We start from the raw sequence: 17,100 nt of genomic DNA, 5'->3' as shown, positions 1-17,100 counted from the left end.
GCTGACAGCGAGCTTGTGAATCCATGACAGAAAATCCGACACCCGATCCGCAGCCCTCCGCACCAATCCCGCCGCTGGCTCAGGCACGCGTCGTCGGCCCTTACGCACAAACGGCAATCGACACCGCGGCCGAGCGGGGCCTATCGCCCGCCCGGCTGGCGGTGACGCTCGGGCTGCCCCCGGAATCGCTGGCGCCGGCCACCGAAAACCTGCCGGTCGAGCGCTACATCCGCCTGCTGGAAGTGGCTGCCGAGGCCTGCGGCGATCCGCTGTTCGGCTTGCATGTGGGCGAACGCACGCGGCTATCGACCTTTGCGGTCTATGGCCTGGTGCTGTGCTCCTGCCGCAGCTTCCGTGCCGCGACCGAGCAGACGCGCCGCTTCGAGGGGCTAGCGCACGATCTGGGGCGCTCGCGCATCGAAGAACACGGCGCAATTGCACATTACGTGTGGGAGTCGCCCTGGCTCACCACCTTGCCCAGCCGCCATCTGCCCGAGAGCGTGATGGCGGGCATCCTGTGCTTTGCGAACTGGCTGGCCCACACCCGGGTACCGGTGATCGACGTGGCCTTCGCGCATGCGGCGCCCGACCCCGCGCTAATACCCGCCTACGAACAGTTCTTCGGTGCGCCGGTGCGTTTCGATGCGCCACAGAACTGCGCGCGCTTCCCGGCCGAAATCCTCGACTGGCCGGTACCCAACGCCGACACCAGCCTGTTCCCGGTGCTCGCCCGCCATGCCGAGCAACTGCTCGCCGCGCGCGAACGCGAAGCTCGGCAGCCAGAGATCATCAACGCGGTACGCGAGAAGATCGTCGCCCTGCTGGCGCACGACAGCGCGCGCCTGAGCGAGGTCGCCGACGCACTCGGCAGCACGCCGCGCACATTGCAGCGCAAGCTCGCCGAAGCGGGCGCCAGCTATCAGGCGGTGCTGGACGCCACGCGCCGCGAACTGGCCGAGCAATATTTGCGCGAGCCCGGCATGACGATGACCGAGGTCGCCTTCCTGCTCGGTTACCGCGAGCAGAGTTCGTTCAACCACGCCTTCCGCGACTGGTACGGCACGACACCCGCCGCATGGCGCGAGAAGGCACGTCAGCGATAGTAGCGGGAAGCCCTGCCAAACGCCGCCCCCAAGGCCGGTCCAATTCGGAGCCTATTTTGGCGCCGGCGCATAACTGAGAATGGCGTTCTCCATCGTCAAGTACAGGTCGCCGTTTGCCCCTACCGCAAGCCCAGCGGCTCGTTCCGAAAAACTCGGAGCATTGCCCGTGGCCACCCCGAAATAGGGAAACTGGCCAAAGGCATAGGTCGATACGGCACCAGAGGGCGTTATGCGGCGAATCGCTGGTGCATGATTAGCATTGCCGAGCGACCTCTCTTCGTAGACGGTCTGCTCGACATTCCGGTCCAGCGCGAACGCTTCGCGCCCTTCAAATACGTAGAGGTTGTTCGTCTTATCAACGGCGATCCGCATCGGGGCGACAAACAACGCTTGCGCTCCAACGCCGTCGACCCTGCCGGGCTGACCAGCCACGCCAGCAAACGTGCTCACCGTGCCATCGGGAGCGATCTTCCGGATCGTCTGGTTCAGCGTGTCGGCAACATAGACGTTTCCCGCCATGTCCGCGGCTAGACTCTCTGGGCTCGCGAACCGCGCGGCGTCCCCCCCGCCATCGGCGTAACCAGCCTCCCCGGAGCGGCCCGCCAAGGTCGAGACCGTCCCGGTGGGTGTCACCTTGCGGACGACTGCCCCCCCATGGCCAGGAGCATTGATAGGGCGCCCCTCACCGACATATACGTTGCCTGCCCCATCGACGCACAACGCGGCGATCGAATAGAACCTGGCGACCTGAGGCCCGCCATCCCCGTCCTCTTCTGCAGACGTGCCCCCTCCGGCAATCGTGCTGACTACGCCAGCGGGGCTGACCTTGCGCAGCCTCCAGACCTCGTCCGGACCTTTGTCCCCAACATACACATTGCCGGCCTTGTCGATGGCCATCGACGCGACTCCTCCGAACCGCGCGGCCGCGCCGGTTCCATCCGCGGTTCCATCAACCCATGCGCTTCCGGCGACAGTGCTCACGCTACCGTCGCGGGCAATGCGACGGATCGTGTGATTGCGAATATCTGCTACAAACAGGTTTCCGGCGTCGTCGACAACGACCGCCCCAGGCATGTTGAACGATGCAGAGCGCAAATCACCATCTGCGCTGCCGGTGTGGGGCGGCTGCGCGCCGGCCTCGGTTCTCATCACCCCGCCAACGCCAATCTTCTTGATGTATCCGTACGCCGGCGTCCTTCCCCCCAAATCGCTTTCAAGGTCAACCACATGGACATTGCCGCTGGCGTCGGCAATGAGCTTCGATGCGTAATTTACGCTCCCCTCCGAATAGGGCAGTGGCGAGATGCTGCCCTCGAGGGTCATCCTCAGTATCCGTCTTGGCGGCTCAGGGAAGCCGTTGTACAGGCCAGTCGCAGACAGAAGGAGCGCGCCGTCGCGCGCGACGGCGATCCCATGCAGTACCCGAAATTCGTTGGTTGGCACGCCTCCGCCCGGACCATCGGTTATCCACTGGTGGTAGGCAAGGGTGCGCACCGCCCCACCGGCAGATAGGACTCGAACCGAATAGCTGTCGATGAAGTACAGGTTTCCACTCGGATCGAACGCCATGTTGCCCACAGCGACAAGCCCGGCGGACTTGCCTGATCCGTCATTGAAGCCGGGGCTCCCTCCTGCAACTGTGGTCACCCGACCGTCAGGCGAAATGCGACGAATGCTGCCGACGAAATACCGTTCAGATGTTTGGCCACCGTCCCCAGCGAAGACGTTGCCTGCGGCATCAACCGCGAGACCGCCAATCCGCCCAAAGAACCGAGCGTCTGCTCCAAGTCCATCAGTAGCGGCGCCGCATTCGCCGACGGATCCGGCAAGCGTGCTGACCTCAGCCTGTGGCGAGACCTTTCGAACCGCGCAGCCATCCGCGACATAGATGTTGTCATCCTTGTCCACCGCGACGTCGCCCGGGTATTGAAAACTGGCCTCACGCCCGACGCCATCCACGGCGCCTGCTGGCGAGGGGGCTCCCGCGAAGGTGGACACAACGCCGTCAACCGACAACTTGCGCAGCAGGCCCACCCTGTCGGTGAAGAAAACATTGCCTTTTGAATCGATTGCGGCGGAGATGGGCTCAAGCCGCAAGGACTCCGCAGCCCCATCAAAGTATGCATGCTCATACAGCGCGCCGAGCGTTCCCGCCACAATCTGGAGGCCGGCCGAGCGACAGACAACCGACACGTCACTTACATCGACGCTCGAAACGGCAGTCCCTTTGCTAACCGTACATGTCTGGCCGGCAGGCTGGGTCGCCACATCAACCGCATAGCTTCCACCCGCGCTGACGGGCGAGCTGAACAAAAACACTCCGTCCGCCCTTACCGTCACCAGGTCCGAGCCATTGAGGCGGAGCGCAAGTTCGCCAAACGGGCGAAGCCCCATGACCGTGCCACCCACCTTGTATGCTTTGCCACTCGAAGTGGATGACGAACCGCATCCAGACAAGGCCACAAGCGCGACAGCGATCAAGAAAGTCAAACCAGACCGAAACATCATTCCCCCGTCCCTTCGCCACCGCGTTGACGTCCAGCCCAAGCGGACCCGACTCATCCTAGAAGCGTAATGCCCACTCCCGAAGCCAGTCTAGCGGATTGGATCAACCGATTCACAAGCGACAATGACTTGCGCCAACGACGGTTCTCTCGTCATGTACCAATCCATTGGGGCAGGTGCTGCGCGCGGGCAGGACGGGTCGCGCCAACAACAGGCTTTGCCGACATGGCGCAAGTTTTTCGGTCACGCCCGGGCGTAAGATTTGCGCCTCGATATGTCTCTCACAAGGGGAACCCCGTGAAAATGCGTCACCTCGCAGCCGCGATCTTGGCCCTCGCCGCAACCGGCGCCTTCGCCGAAGGTACCACTTCGGTTCCGAAACACACTTGCGTCAAGCCGGACATTCCTGGCGTGGAGCCCTCGGACGCCAAGATCAGAGCCTTCAAGAAGGGCTTTGAAACTTATCGGCAGTGCATCAAGGCCTATCAGGAAGACCGCAAGGCCGCGCTGAAGGCGATCGAAGTGGCCGCGAAAGAGAACCAGGAAGCGTTCAATGCGGCCTCCGAAGAGTTCAACGCCTTCGTCAAGGAATTCCAGTCGTCGCAGGACAAGTAAGCGCCCCTCGTGCGCTGAAATGAACAAGGCCACCCTGAGGTGGCCTTTGTTTTTGGAGTGCCGCGCTCAGACCGCTTCGAGCTTCGCCATCCCCAGCATCAGCCACTTCATGCCGTGGCTGCCGCCGAAGTTGATCTGCAGCTTCGCATCGCCGCCGCTGCCTTCGGCCGAGACGATCACGCCTTCGCCGAACTTGGCATGGCGCACCAGCTGCCCGATGCGAAAACCACCGGTATCACGCGCCACCGACGCACTGGCCCGCGGCGGCGTGCGGTGGGCCGCCTCCAGCGAGGGCTCGTAGTAGCGCTGCGCCGCCTGCCGTGGCGTGAGCCACTTGATCAGCTGCGGCGGGATCTCGTCGATGAAGCGCGACTTCAGCGAATAGCGGGTCTGGCCGTGCAGCATGCGGCTTTGCGCCAGCGTGAGGTACAGCCGCTTTCTCGCGCGGGTGACCGCGACGTACATCAGGCGTCGTTCTTCTTCGAGGCCATCGGTTTCCTGGATGCTGTTCTCGTGCGGGAACAGCCCTTCTTCAACCCCGGTGAGGAAGACCGCGTCGAACTCCAGGCCCTTGGCCGCGTGCACCGTCATCAGCTGGATTGCCTCCTGCCCGGCATCGGCCTGGTGCTCGCCGGCCTCAAGCGAGGCATGTGCGAGGAAGCCGGTGAGCGTCGGGTCTTCGGCTTCCGAAATGAAGTTCGCGCCGGCGTTCAGCAGTTCATCGAGGTTGGCGAGGCGCTCTTCGCCTTCACGCTCGGCGCGGTAGTGCGCGCGCAGTCCGGAGTGTTCCAGCACATGGTCGATCACTTCAGGCAGCGGCAGATCGCGCGTGGCCTGTCGCATGTCTTCGATCAGGCGCACGAACACCGCGAGCGAGGCCGCCGGCCGCCCGGCCAGATGCGGCACCGTCGCGTAGAGGCTGGTGTTGTAGGTGCGCGCCGAGTCGGCGAGCAATTCCAGCGAGCGGGCGCCAATCCCCCGCGTGGGGAAGTTCACCACGCGTGCAAACGCGGTGTCATCGTCCGCATTCGCGATCAGCCGCAGGTAGGCCAGCGCATGCTTGATCTCCTGGCGCTCGAAGAAGCGCAGGCCGCCGTATACCCGGTACGGGATCCCGGTCGAGAAGAGCTGGTGCTCCAGCACCCGCGACTGCGCGTTGCTGCGGTAGAGCAGCGCGATGTCGGATCGCGCCGCGCCATCGCGGATCAGCGACTGGATCTCTTCCACGATCCAGCGCGCCTCGTCCATGTCGGTCAGCGCCTCGTACAGCCGGATCGGCTCGCCCGCGCCAGCCTCGGTCCACAGGTTCTTGCCCAGGCGGCGGCTGTTGTTCGCGATGATCGCGTTGGCCGCGTCGAGGATGTTGCCGTGCGAACGGTAGTTCTGCTCTAGCCGGATCACGCTCTTCACCGCGAACTCGCGCTCGAAGTCGCGCATGTTGCCGACATCGGCACCACGGAAGGCGTAGATCGACTGGTCATCGTCGCCCACCGCGAATACCGCCGCCGGCGCCGGGCCACCGTGGCCGGCCAGCAATTTGAGCCACAGGTACTGCAGGCGGTTCGTATCCTGGAACTCGTCGACCAGGATGTGGCGGAAGCGGCTCTGGTAATGCGCACGCAGCGGTTCATTACGGGTCAACAGCTCGTAGGCGCGCAGCAGCAATTCGGCGAAGTCGACCACGCCCTCTTTCTGGCACTGCCGTTCGTACTCGGCGTACAGCGCGACCTTCTTGCGCGTCCAGTCGTCCCAGGCATCGGCGGCGTCTGCGCGCACGCCGGCCTCCTTGTTGCCGTTGATGAAGTGCTGCAGATCGCGCGGCGGATACTTTTCGTCATCCACGTTGAGCGCCTTCAACAGCCGCTTGATCGCTGCGAGCTGGTCCGCCGAATCGAGAATCTGGAAGGTCTCCGGCAGGCCGGCGTCGCGGTAGTGCGCGCGCAACAGCCGGTTGCACAGGCCGTGGAAGGTGCCGATCCACATGCCGCGGGTATTGATCGGCAACATTGCCGAGAGGCGCGCAAGCATCTCCTTCGCGGCCTTGTTGGTGAAGGTCACCGCCAGGAGGCCGTGCGGCGTGGTCTGGCCGGTCGAGATCAACCAGGCGATGCGTGTGGTCAGCACCCGCGTCTTGCCCGAGCCGGCCCCGGCAAGAATCAGCGCCGGCTGCGGCGGCAGCGTCACGGCGGCGAGCTGTTCGGGGTTGAGGTTGTCGAGAAGCGAAGTCATGGGGCACGGCCGGGCAGGAAAGCCGACATTGTACCGGCGGGATCCGGCCCCACCGCCCGCCGGCGCTGCACGGCGCCCCCGCCTGGATCGCGGCGCTCGCGACCTTGCCACCGTCGGGCAGCAAGGTCGCGGCAGATCAAGCGCCTTCGAGCGCCACCGGATGCCAGTCGCCCCCGTCGTAGCGGACGAAGCCGCTTCCCTCGAAGCGCCACAGGTGGAGCCATCCGTTGTCGAGCAATTGGCGCACCACCGCATGCTTGCCGATGACCGCGTCGATCGCCGCCTGGGGCGCATCGATCACCACCGTCAGGCGCAGCGGCTCATGCACCCAGCGCGCCCCGTCGTGCAGCGATTGGCGTGAAAGCCCGATACGCAGGTCGCCGCCGTTCCCCTCGAACACGCCGATCGTGCCGCCCACCACGTTGTGCAGCACCTTGTTGCCGCTGCCCAAGCGCAGCGGGTCGCAGGTGGACGCGTGGTACTGCCAGTTGATCCAGTGGGTGACCAGCATCGGTGCGGTCATCAGCAGTTCCAGCACGCTGCCGTCGCTATCCTGGGCGGCGTTGTAGTCGTGCAGGAAGCTGCGCCCGGCCAGCACCGCCCCCCGGCTTCGCTCGCGCGGCGCGATCAGGAACGCGGCGTTGCCCGCGAGACCCCATTCGGGCCGGGTTTGTGCGCCGTCGTTCGCGCGGCGGCGCAGCTGGCCGAGCAGTGCATCGTGTGGCGTGCGGGGGTCGATTGCGAGGCTGGGGGCGCGCTCGCGGCGCACCTGGTCACACGCCTGATCGAACACCTGCTGCAGCCGCTCCCAGCGCGTACGTGCTGCCGGCGGCAAGAGGTCGAGATCGAATCCCTCGATTTCGTCGGTCGTCGTGTTGTGCAGGGCCGCGACGAACACTGTCGCCTCCGGGATCGCGACGCCGCGCGCCAGCAGGCCCCGGCGCACCGCCGGCTCGTTGAGCAGTTGCGCCAGGCTGCGGGCATTGACTTCGCCGGTCTGTCCGCAGCAGGCGCCGCAGTCGAGCGCGGCGGCGTGGGCATTGTTGGCCGATTGGCTGCCGTGCCCCACCAGCAGCACCAGCGGCGCGAGCGCGTGCTCAAGGCCCATTGCGTGCAAGACCCGTGCTGCCAGATCGACCTTGGCGTCGCGATCCAGCCCGACCAGTTGCGGGCGACAGATCGGGCGATAGCGGCCCGGCAGCCCTGCCAGATCGTCGCGGGCACGCGCAGCTTGCTTGGGCGCCAGCCAGTTGCCGAGCTTGCCGAGGTAGCCCAGCCCGGCGGCCTCGACAAACGAGAATGCCGCGCCCGGCCAGCGGCTGGCCTCCTGCCACTGATCCTTGAGCGCGAGGCGATTGCGACGCGCGCGGGCGGCGGCGCGCTGCAGCGCCGCGTCGGCCTCGCGCTGGGCCGCATCCGGGCCGGTGACGCAGTCGGTCACCTCGATCGCCGGCGCCAGCAGGCCCGGCAGCTGGGGCCGGCGCGCCGCCGTCGCGAGCGGGGTGTAGGCGACCGGCAGACCGAAGAAACCCGCAAAGCCCAGCGTCTGCACCGCCGGCCACACCGCTTCGAGCGCGCGCCGCAGCGGTTCGCTGCGCACATCGATGCAGAAGGCAACCTGCACTTCGATGTCGCCCGGTGCGGGGCTCGCCCCCGTAGCGTGCAACAGGCGCTTTGCCAGCGTGCGCTGATACCCCACCTCCAGCGCCACTTGCCAGACCTCGTCGACCAGGAGGCTGTCTTCGGCTTCTTGCAGCACGGCAGGCGCGCGGTTCCACGCCCGCTGCAGGGCGCTGAAGGCCTGCCGGGCGGCCACGTCGTCCTTGCATTCGAGCAGCAAGGCCCCCCACGCCAGACGGATCGCAAGCAGGTCGCGCAGATGCGGATCCTGGCGGCCTTCGAGCCCGGCCTGCCAGCCCAGATAGGCGCACCACGAGGCCCAACCGTTGACCGTGAGCAGCACCGCTTCGAGATAGTCCGCCCACACCGCGGGCGGCAGACCCAGCCGGTGCATCACCCAGCGCTCGGCGTCGCGCGCGGTGGCCGGCAGCGCATCGATCGCGCGCCCAAGGTGCGGCAGGCCCATCAGCAGGCCGATGCCGTGGTCGTGCTGCAGCGTGTCGCGCCAGAACGCATACAAGCCTTGATCGCGCGCGGGCTGCCAATCCGCCTGGTGCTCGTCGAAGTAGGCCGCGCAGGTCTGGCTCACCTGATGCGTAATGGCCTGCCGCCACGACAGGCGGGTGTCGCGCTGCGGATCGTTATCGAGCACATCGATCAGCAGGGGCAGTTGCTGCACCGCCACGCCCGCCTGCAAGGCCTCGATGCACTGGTTCGCGCTCAAGCCGGCGTCGCGCGCCTGCGGCACCTGCTGCAGCGCCTGTGCAAGATCGGCCGGGCTGATCCGGCCCTCGCGCCAGGCGAGTTGCTGCAGGTCGCGCGGCGGAAAGACCTGGATGCTGCCCAGCACCGCCATGCGGGCGGCCACCCGCCGGACCGGCATGCCGATCCGCGACCAGTGCGGATTCACCGCGATGGCACGGTCCAGGGGCCAGGCCGGGGCAATGGCCTGACAGGCCTGGGCGCAAGCCTGTTCGATGCGGGCGTTGAATGCGTCTTCCGCCGCGCATGCGGCGCTGTCGGGCGCTCCGGCCGCCACTGGGGGCGCGACGTGATCGATCAAGGTATCCATCATGGGGTTCTCCGTGAAGTCAGGTTCTTCAGCGTGCTTCGACCGCCAGGGCCGGGGCGGCTTCGGCCCCGTCACGCGCGCGCGATTCCGGCACCCAGCGGGTAGGCCAGAGTTGCAGCGCCAGGCGGGTGTAGGCCTCATCCACATAGAAGCCGGCGTAGCTCCAGCGGCGCCAGCCCGCGAGCGCCTGCGGCCGCATTTGCAGCAGCGCGAGCCCGAGGTAGAGCGCGGCCATGCCGGACAGGGCGAGCAGGCCGAGCACATCGTGCGGCGTATCGACGATGCCCAGCGGCAGCGCGTGGGCGAGTTGGGCGGCCACGGTGAGGCCCGCGATCATCAGCACGCCGGCCAACACCTGCCCCGCGCGCGACGCCAGTTCGCCCTGCGCGGCAGGCAGCCAGAGCAGGGGTGCCCAGGCCAGTGCCAGCAGCGCACTCCACCATGCGGGCCAGGCGCCCTGGCCGATCGCCCCTTGCAGCGCAAGCACGACCGCGACAGCCAGCACCGGTGCGGCGACCAGGCTGAGCGTGCTGGGCCGCCGGGCCTCGTGCAGGGCTTGCAGGCGCGTCTGGCGTACCACCGTCGAGGACGACAGGAAGGCGTGCGCCTTGTACAGCGAATGACCGATCAGGTGCAGGGCCGCGAGGGTGTAGAGCCCCATTGCGCATTCGAGGAGCATGAAGCCCATCTGCGCCACCGTGGACCAGGCGAGGCGAACCTTGATGCTGATCCGGGTGAGCATCACCATGCCCGCCAGTACCGCGGTCGCAAGGCCGAACACCAGCAGCAGGACCCGCGCCGGCATGGCGTGTTCCAGCAGCGGTGCAAAGCGGATCAGCACGAAGCCGCCAAGGTTGACCACCCCGGCGTGCAGCAGGGCGGAGACCGGCGTCGGCGCCTCCATCACCTGGATCAGCCAGCCATGCACCGGCAGCAGCGCGGTGCGCAGGATCACCGCCAGCACCACCGCGACGGCGGCAAGGTGCAGCGACGGGGACATCCCTTCGCGTTCAACATGCGCCCACAGGGCCGACAGCGAGCCCTCACCGACCTGCAGCCAGGCCAGCGCCGCTGCGCCGACGAGCAAGGCGTCGGCAACGCGATCGGCGATCCGCTTCTTGTGGGCGGCCAGCCGTGCGAAGGCGCGATCAGGGTAGAAGCAGAGCAGATGCTGCAGGGCCATGCCAACCAGGGCCCAGGCGGCAATCAGAAGCACCCAGTGATCTGCCAGCAGCAGCAGATGCACCGCCGCCAGCACCGCCGCCAAGGCGGCCACATAGCGCGACTGCCCGGGCTCGCCCTGCAGGTAGCGGGACGAGAAGCCGCCGATTACGGTGCCGAGCAGTTGCACCAGCATGGCCATGGCAAGGCCGAACGACGTGGCCTGCAGCGCCGCGGGCAGATGCAGGCCCTGCGGGCCGATCCAGGCTGCCACGCCGGTGAAGGCCAGTGCGCCGAGCGAAAACAGCTGGAACAGCGACCACAGCCGTGCGGTCGCGACCGCGGCAAAACGGGCCAGCAGGCCCGCCGCCAGCATCAGCACAGCCGGCGCCAGCGCGCAGGCCGCAAGCAAACCCTGAGGCATTTCCATCGCACGATCCTCCAGAAATCGATGGGGGAATCATGCGCAGCGACTTCTGTTCTGTAAAATACATTGATTGGAACAATTCGTTCCTCAAAACAGAACATGAACCTCGACCAACTCAACTTCCACCACCTGTTCTACTTCTGGCGAGTGGCCAAGCTGGGCCATCTGACCCGCGCGGCCGAGGAGTTGCATACCTCCCAATCCGCCGTGTCGGCCCAGATCCGGCAACTTGAAACGCGGATCGGCGACGCCCTGTTCGCCCGCGAGGGCCGGCGGCTGCAACTCACCGACACCGGGCAACTCGTCTTTGCCTACGCCGAGAACATCTTCGGCCTGAGCCAGGAAATGCTCGGGCGGCTGCAAGGCCGCAGCGCGGGCATCACCCGCCTGCGGGTGGGCAGCGTTGCCACGCTGTCGCGCAACTACCAGGAAAACTGGATCCAGCCCCTGCTGGCCGACCCCGCGATCGTGCTGACACTTGAATCCGGCCTGCTCGAAGGCCTGATCGCCCGGCTGGTGCAGCACCAGCTCGATGTGGTGCTCGCCAACGAGACGGTGCCGGCCGACCCGGATCGGCCCCTGCACTGCCGCTTTCTCGGCAGCCAATCGATCTCGCTGGTCGGCCCGGCGCGCCGATGGCAATCGCAAACCCTGCGCATCCCGGAAGACCTCGATGGCATCGAGATCGCGCTGCCCGGCCCAAGGCACGCGCTGCGCGCCCAGTTCGACGCGCTCTGTGCCACCGCTGGCGTCAGCCCGCGGCTGAGAGCAGAGGTGGACGACATGGCCATGCTGCGCCTGATCGCACGCGACAGCGGCTGGCTGGCGGTGGTACCGGAAGTCGTGGTGCAAGACGAACTGCGCGCCGGCGTCCTGGTCACTGTGGGCCGCTCGACCGCCCTCCAGGAACGCTTCTACGCCATCACCACCCCGCACCGGCACCGCATCGACGTGCTCGAGAAGCTGATGACCCACGCCCCGCAAGCGTGACGCCCCACGCGCCGCGACACGCCGGTCATGCAAGCGCACCTGTACCGGCCGCGCAGCCGGGTTTGTACCGGGACAGCGCGTGCGCCCGGCGCTAAGCTTGCCGCGATGAACGCACTCGCTCACCCCTTCACCCGCCGTGCCGCCAGCACGCTCGACTTCCCCGGCCTGCTCGCGATCTGGAACGAGGCCTACCGCGGCTACTTCATCCCCTTCCAGTTCGATGCGGCAATGCTGCAGCGACACATGGCGCTGGGCAGTATCGACCTCGACCGATCCTGCGTCTGGTTCGATGGCGACACACCGATGGCGGTGGCGCTCTCGGGCGTGCGCGGCACACGCGCCTGGCTCGGCGGCTGGGGCATCGCACCGGACTGGCGCGGCAAGCGACATTCACTGCCGCTGGTGCGCGATTTCATGCAGGTCCAGGTGGACGCCGGCGCACGCGAAATCGACCTCGAAGCGCTGGAGCAGAACTGGGCGCTGCGCACCTATGCCCAGGCCGGCTTTGTCGATACCCGGCGCCTGCTGGTGCTCGAAGGCACGCTGACCTGCGCACCGCTCGCCGGCCACACCCCCTCGTTCGACGCCGCCCTGCAGGCACTCGTAACCCTGCCGCGCGCCCCCGCCTGCTGGCAGCGCGACATCCCCGCGCTGCGCGCCCAACCCGACCTGATCCCGGTGAGCGTCGGTCCGGGCACAGCGCCTACCGGCGTCGCCCTCACCCGCATTGACGGCGATTGGCTGCGCATCGTCGACATTGCCTGCGCACCTGATGCGACAGGTGATCTGCTTGCCGCCCTCGCGGCGACGGCGGACGGCCGCCGCCTGCGCGTGGTCAACGAGCCCGAAGGGCCGCTGGCCGATGCGCTCTACGCTGCGGGGCTTGCCGTCGCCAATGCGCAGCGGGAAATGCGCTGGCGCCTGCCGTAATCGCATTGCGCGGTCGCAGTCGGACAAGCGCCGCGCGTAATGGCTGCGATCGCATCACGCGCATGTCGCGCGGTGCATCTGGCGCCGGCGCAACCCGCCGCACGGTCCAGGTGAGGCCGGGCACCCGTCTATCGGACAAGCAAGTCGGGGCAACCTTGCCGCCGCGGCGGGCCCACGGCCGCTGCGACACCGCAGTCATGAACAACGGCTTGGTCAGTTCCCCCGCCGTTGCAGATCCACGCTGCTGGCCGCGTGCTCACTGCAGTGCGCGGCTGGGGTTGAAGTAGTAGCGTTGGTAATCGAAGTCGATGCGGTCGATATCAGGTGTCTGCAGGTGGAACACCCTGCGCGAACCCAACTGCGCAAACAGCAACGCGTCCTTGTATTGCGCCAGCCATAGCTTGCGCATCGACCCATCGGCCCAGGCAATCTGCAAGCCCTCGGTGATGCGCCGCAGGATGGCGGCGTTCTTCTTGCTGGAAAAGAAGAAGCGGGGCAGCGGGTAGCTCAGCGCGAAACTGCGGTCGTAGTCGAGATCGCGAACATGCGCGTGGACCTTGAGTTCCGGTTCAAGCTCGTTGATCCCCCGGCAGAACAGGTCGAAGCGATTCGACGCAACCATGCTGAAAAGCGATTCGTAGGCTCCAACCTCTTCGACCTTGAAGGCGTTGTGGCGCAGGATCGCCACATCCGCCCAGCCACGCCCCTGTCCGATGGTGAAGTTGCGCAGCGCATCAAGCGTCTTCGCCTGACTCACGGCGTCGCGCGACGCGGGAGAAACGAAGCATATCCGGTAGCCGGTGACACCAAAATCAACCGGAAAGCGCGCGTAATCGAAGCCCTCGTCGAGCAAACGGTTCTCGAAGGTCGTCATCACCAACAGATTCGGCAACGCATTCACGCGCGCGTCTTCCATCGCGCGGGCCGTGTTCATCGGCGGGCTCAAGCGGATCTCGAAATCCCCCGCGCTGGCGCGCGTCTTTTCGAGTGCGAGGCGGATCAACTGCATGTTGTAGGCGGTCCGCGGGTCATTCGCGCTCTCGGGCGCAGTCAGCGTGACCACATCCACCGCGGCAACGCGCAGTGGCAGCAAAGCAGCGAGCAATAGCGCGACGAAACCGCGCGTGACATCGAGAGCCATCGCGTGCGGCGTCAGCCGGCATCCCAAAGACATAGGCATGCTTACAGTCTAGTGAAGGGCCGGCATCTTGCCACGGATCGCCCCGCATCGCCGGCAGGCTCGGCGCCGGCGCAGCGTTTGAAAGGCGGCCCCCCGAGCGGCAATTGCAAATGCGCAGGGCGGGTTGGCGACAAGGGTAACTCGCCATCCATGAAATCAAGCCCGCTCAGCCGCCAATTCTGCGCGGGTTCGCCGTCGGCGTACCCGCACTACCAGGCTAAGCGCCGATCCCCCGACCTGACTCCGCCGCTCGGCGCTCTCGACGGGAACCGAAGCCAAAACCGTCGAGCCTTCGCCGCGCACCGCGTGTCTGCCGCCTGGGTGGAGCAGTGCGGAATCCGGGGCCGTCTTCGGAAAAGGTTCAACCGCCGTTTCCGGATTCCGGCATCTGCCCTGCATCCGTCCTTCGGGAGAGCCGCAACGGTTGAGCGTCGACGCTTTTCCTTCCCCCTCTGAAACGCCGAGCAGCGCAGAAACATCGGGGTCCGACGCGCAGCGGCGGTGGCGAGGACTGTTTGAGGCCCACAGGGCCGAGTTCCGCAGCCACCCGATGCTTCGAGCAGCGCAGGGCACCCCGCAGCAGGCGGGGCGTTGAAGCGGGGCGACTTTCTTTGGGTACTTTCTTTGTTCGCACAAAGAAAGTACCCCGCCTGCCGGGGCGGGACCCGGCTGGAGCGGATGGCTTGCCCCAAATCGGCAGCGCGATTCGCAAGCGCTTCCTAGCCTTCCGCCTCGCGTGACAAACCCGCTTTTTCCAACGCAGTCAGCAGGCGTTCTTGCCAGTCACGTCGATACAGGCTCACCGCCAGGTAACGGCCCGGCGCGCGCGCAAAGGCGGGGTTGGCGGCCAGCACGCTGCTCAAGCTGCGCCGCGCTGCGGCGAGGTCACCGGTCTCGGCCAGGCTGACGGTCAAGACAAGCCCGCCCCAGAAATTGCTGGCGAGCAGATCGCGCGAGACGGCCGCCAGTGCGGCGGCGTAGTCGCCGCGAAACCATGCCAGCAGGGCGAGGCCGACGCCGACGATCGGCGAGGCATCGCCCGGCGCTTGCGCGCATTCGGCCAGCAAGGCCTCGGCACGTTCGGCGTCGCCCAGCATGATCAGCTTGACGGCCGCAATGGCCCGTGCGGAGTGCCCGGTGCGGTTCAGGCGCACGCTGCGCTCGATGGCCTGCAGCGCGTGGTCGTGCTGCCCGAGCGCGATGCAGGCATTCGTCAATGCGGCCAGCGCATGCTGGCTTTCCGGTTCGAGCCGCACCGCCTCGGCGGCATGTTCCAGCGCCTGCTGCATCGCGTCGCGATCGGCTTCTCCGAGCAGGAAGGCATCGTGCAGGGCCTTGGAGAGCGCAGCCCGTGCGGCCGCGAATCCGGGCTGCTCGGCGACCAGCGCCTCAAGCGAACGACGTGCTTCACGCTGCCACGCCGAGTCATTCAAACGCCGCATGTGTTCGGTATTGAAGCGGGCGACGACAACCTCCGGCGACGCAGCGCCGGGGCCCCCTGCCGCTGCGCCAAGCGCCCGGAACATCTCGCCGGCATTCGGATCGGCGATGCGGTTGACGATGCGTCGCGCGAGTTCGTCTTCCAGCGCGAAGAGGTCGTCGGCCGCCTCGGTGTAGGTGTCCGCCCAGACCTGCAGGCCTTGCAGGCGATCCTCCAATTGCACGGCGACGCGCAAGCGCTGCGTGTCGCCGCGCACATTGGCGGTGAGCAAAAAGCGGGCGCTCGCGGCGTCTTCAAGCTCTGCCGCGAGCACATAGACATCGTCGAGGCGATTCAGCAAGGCCGCCAGCTGGTGCGCGAGCCCACCCGCAAAGTCGCTGGCAACACCACCGGCTTGCACGGCAGCGCATCGAAGCACCACCGATGCACGGCCGAGCAGCGGTTGCCCGTCCTGCACCGGCGCCACTTCGTCGTGAGCCGGTTCTTCCTGCGCGCTGAGGAACTGCGGCTGGTAGTTGCCTTTCGCAAGCGCCACACGGATTGCATCGCCGCGCCCAGCGGTGAGGTAGTAAAGCTCCAGCGCGCGCCGCAACTTGCCCATTTCGATCCGCACGATCGGATCGACCAGCGGATCGAAGTCGGCACCTCGCCCGAGGAATTCGCACGCGATGTAGAAGCCCTTGAGCCGCTCACCGCGCCCCGCGAGGGTTTCTTCGGTGAGGAACTCAAGCAGCCGACGGCTGCGCTGTGACGCAACGAAACCCTCGCTGGCGACCATGGCGGCAACCTGCTGGCGAATCTGCTCAGGCGTGAAATCCATGCAGCCCCCAAAGTGGATCGGGCAAATCGGTGCCCGATGATGCCTGAGCAAGGCGCCCGGGGCTGGCACCTGCATCAAGAAGCCGCGAGCCATTTACCGTAAATCACTCTGGCGGGCTCCGCGCGCTGACCAGAATGCGCCGCATGTCACCGACCGAAAGACATGCGATGAATACCGCCACGCCACGCCTCGCCCAGCTGCCAGTTTTCGCGGACACCCCCCGACGCCTCGGCGTCAGTGCCGATCAGCTCTCTCGCCTGTACCGCGCAAGACCGGCGTTTCGCCCGCTGTGGGACGACTACGTACTGGGCCAGCTCGGACTCAAGTACTGGATCGCAAGCGACGACCCGGACGCGGAAGCGCGCCGTGTCGAATACATCCAGACGATGAGCGAGCTGGAAATGGAGATCCGCTCGCACCTCAAGCACGCCTGGGACGTGACCCGCGAAGCGTCGCCGCCGCCCACGCCCGGCACACCCTCCGAGGTCCTCGGCCTGCTTCGCAGGGAACATGGGCTTCCGGGGCCGACCGTGTATCTGGCGCCGCTGCTGCCGCTGATCGAGATCGCGTGGCTCGAACGCAACCCGAGCGCCAGCACCATCACCTTCCTGGAGACCTGCGGCGAATTCCTCAGCAGGCGCCTGCGAAGCCTCGCGGGCGGGGTCGAGGTGATTCCGCGGCGTTACCTGCTCGCCTTCGCCGAGCGCTTCCTGCATACCGAACGGCGCCCCCCCGAACTGCAAACCCTGGCCAGCCTCGGGTGTGCCTACCTGGCCGGCCACAGCGACCCGCAGCTGGTACAGGAACGCGAACGGCTGTTGTGGCGCTGCGCCTACCAGGTGGCGCACAGCAATGCCGACGGCCGACCGAACTGGGCGCAATGGTATCGATTGCTCGATCTGCTCCCCCCGCATACCAACTGGCGCGATTCCGAAGTCCTCGCGCGCACCCCGCTCCCCACACTGCTGGCCGATCTCGAACACGCCAGCGTGAATGGATGAACGAAG

Annotated in this window: 11 protein-coding genes; 5 read left to right on the top strand and 6 right to left on the bottom strand. The window is 66.7% G+C overall.

Features of this window, described 5'->3' with window-relative positions; translation table 11 throughout:
• The first annotated feature begins 23 nt into the window (after positions 1–23).
• Complete coding sequence (locus GGR36_RS20495) at positions 24–1,103, top strand: AraC family transcriptional regulator (RefSeq protein ID WP_183637987.1); 1,080 nt, start codon at positions 24–26, stop codon at positions 1,101–1,103.
• Between the two features lie 51 nt (positions 1,104–1,154).
• Here the strand turns inward: GGR36_RS20495 and GGR36_RS20490 are convergent, their stop codons facing one another.
• Positions 1,155–3,497, bottom strand: coding sequence for an NHL repeat-containing protein (locus tag GGR36_RS20490; RefSeq protein WP_183637984.1), 2,343 nt, complete (start codon positions 3,495–3,497; stop codon positions 1,155–1,157).
• 408 nt (positions 3,498–3,905) lie between these two features.
• Here GGR36_RS20490 and GGR36_RS20485 point away from each other — a divergent pair, with 408 nt between their 5' ends.
• On the top strand, positions 3,906–4,223 hold the full coding sequence (locus GGR36_RS20485) for a hypothetical protein (RefSeq protein WP_183637981.1): 318 nt from the start codon (positions 3,906–3,908) through the stop codon (positions 4,221–4,223).
• Positions 4,224–4,289: 66 nt separating this feature from the next.
• Here the strand turns inward: GGR36_RS20485 and GGR36_RS20480 are convergent, their stop codons facing one another.
• The 3 genes from GGR36_RS20480 to GGR36_RS20470 all read right to left on the bottom strand — a co-directional run bounded on the left by GGR36_RS20480 (position 4,290) and on the right by GGR36_RS20470 (position 10,735).
• Positions 4,290–6,452, bottom strand: a complete 2,163-nt coding sequence (locus tag GGR36_RS20480; RefSeq protein WP_183637978.1) for a UvrD-helicase domain-containing protein — start codon at positions 6,450–6,452, stop codon at positions 4,290–4,292.
• 136 nt (positions 6,453–6,588) lie between these two features.
• A complete protein-coding gene (locus tag GGR36_RS20475) occupies positions 6,589–9,147 on the bottom strand; it encodes a YbcC family protein (protein ID WP_183637975.1) in 2,559 nt (852 codons plus the stop codon).
• 25 nt (positions 9,148–9,172) lie between these two features.
• Entirely contained in the window at positions 9,173–10,735 is a 1,563-nt protein-coding gene (locus tag GGR36_RS20470; protein ID WP_183637972.1) for an NADH-quinone oxidoreductase subunit L, read from the bottom strand.
• Between the two features lie 96 nt (positions 10,736–10,831).
• Here GGR36_RS20470 and GGR36_RS20465 point away from each other — a divergent pair, with 96 nt between their 5' ends.
• The gene (locus GGR36_RS20465) at positions 10,832–11,722 is read left to right on the top strand and encodes a LysR family transcriptional regulator (RefSeq protein WP_183637970.1); all 891 of its coding nucleotides are present in this window, start codon (positions 10,832–10,834) and stop codon (positions 11,720–11,722) included.
• A 105-nt stretch (positions 11,723–11,827) separates the two neighbouring features.
• Positions 11,828–12,652, top strand: coding sequence for a GNAT family N-acetyltransferase (locus tag GGR36_RS20460; RefSeq protein WP_183637967.1), 825 nt, complete (start codon positions 11,828–11,830; stop codon positions 12,650–12,652).
• 256 nt (positions 12,653–12,908) lie between these two features.
• On the opposite strand, the gene GGR36_RS20455 is transcribed toward GGR36_RS20460, so the two are convergent.
• Together GGR36_RS20455 and GGR36_RS20450 are read right to left on the bottom strand one after the other, a co-directional pair.
• Complete coding sequence (locus tag GGR36_RS20455) at positions 12,909–13,793, bottom strand: hypothetical protein (protein ID WP_183638310.1); 885 nt, start codon at positions 13,791–13,793, stop codon at positions 12,909–12,911.
• Positions 13,794–14,551: 758 nt separating this feature from the next.
• Positions 14,552–16,093: a hypothetical protein gene (locus GGR36_RS20450; protein ID WP_183637964.1), complete on the bottom strand. Its 1,542-nt coding sequence runs from the start codon at positions 16,091–16,093 to the stop codon at positions 14,552–14,554.
• Between the two features lie 143 nt (positions 16,094–16,236).
• Between GGR36_RS20450 and GGR36_RS22020 the strand changes: the two genes are divergently transcribed.
• Positions 16,237–17,094, top strand: a complete 858-nt coding sequence (locus GGR36_RS22020) for a hypothetical protein (protein ID WP_183637961.1) — start codon at positions 16,237–16,239, stop codon at positions 17,092–17,094.
• The last annotated feature ends 6 nt before the right edge of the window (positions 17,095–17,100 follow it).

This window comes from Niveibacterium umoris (genome assembly GCF_014197015.1).
GTDB lineage: Bacteria > Pseudomonadota > Gammaproteobacteria > Burkholderiales > Rhodocyclaceae > Niveibacterium > Niveibacterium umoris.
Note: the sequence above shows the minus strand (reverse complement) of the source record. Positions and strands in the feature narration are given on the sequence as shown.

Coding starts and splice junctions, on each gene's coding strand:
- GGR36_RS20495 (WP_183637987.1), top strand. CDS start 24: ATGACAGAAAATCCGACACCCGATCCGCAGCCCTCCGCACCAATCCCG.
- GGR36_RS20490 (WP_183637984.1), bottom strand. CDS start 3,497: ATGGGGCTTCGCCCGTTTGGCGAACTTGCGCTCCGCCTCAATGGCTCG.
- GGR36_RS20475 (WP_183637975.1), bottom strand. CDS start 9,147: ATGATGGATACCTTGATCGATCACGTCGCGCCCCCAGTGGCGGCCGGA.
- GGR36_RS20460 (WP_183637967.1), top strand. CDS start 11,828: ATGAACGCACTCGCTCACCCCTTCACCCGCCGTGCCGCCAGCACGCTC.
- GGR36_RS20465 (WP_183637970.1), top strand. CDS start 10,832: ATGAACCTCGACCAACTCAACTTCCACCACCTGTTCTACTTCTGGCGA.
- GGR36_RS20455 (WP_183638310.1), bottom strand. CDS start 13,793: ATGGCTCTCGATGTCACGCGCGGTTTCGTCGCGCTATTGCTCGCTGCT.
- GGR36_RS22020 (WP_183637961.1), top strand. CDS start 16,237: ATGTCACCGACCGAAAGACATGCGATGAATACCGCCACGCCACGCCTC.
- GGR36_RS20480 (WP_183637978.1), bottom strand. CDS start 6,452: ATGACTTCGCTTCTCGACAACCTCAACCCCGAACAGCTCGCCGCCGTG.
- GGR36_RS20450 (WP_183637964.1), bottom strand. CDS start 16,093: ATGGATTTCACGCCTGAGCAGATTCGCCAGCAGGTTGCCGCCATGGTC.
- GGR36_RS20470 (WP_183637972.1), bottom strand. CDS start 10,735: ATGGAAATGCCTCAGGGTTTGCTTGCGGCCTGCGCGCTGGCGCCGGCT.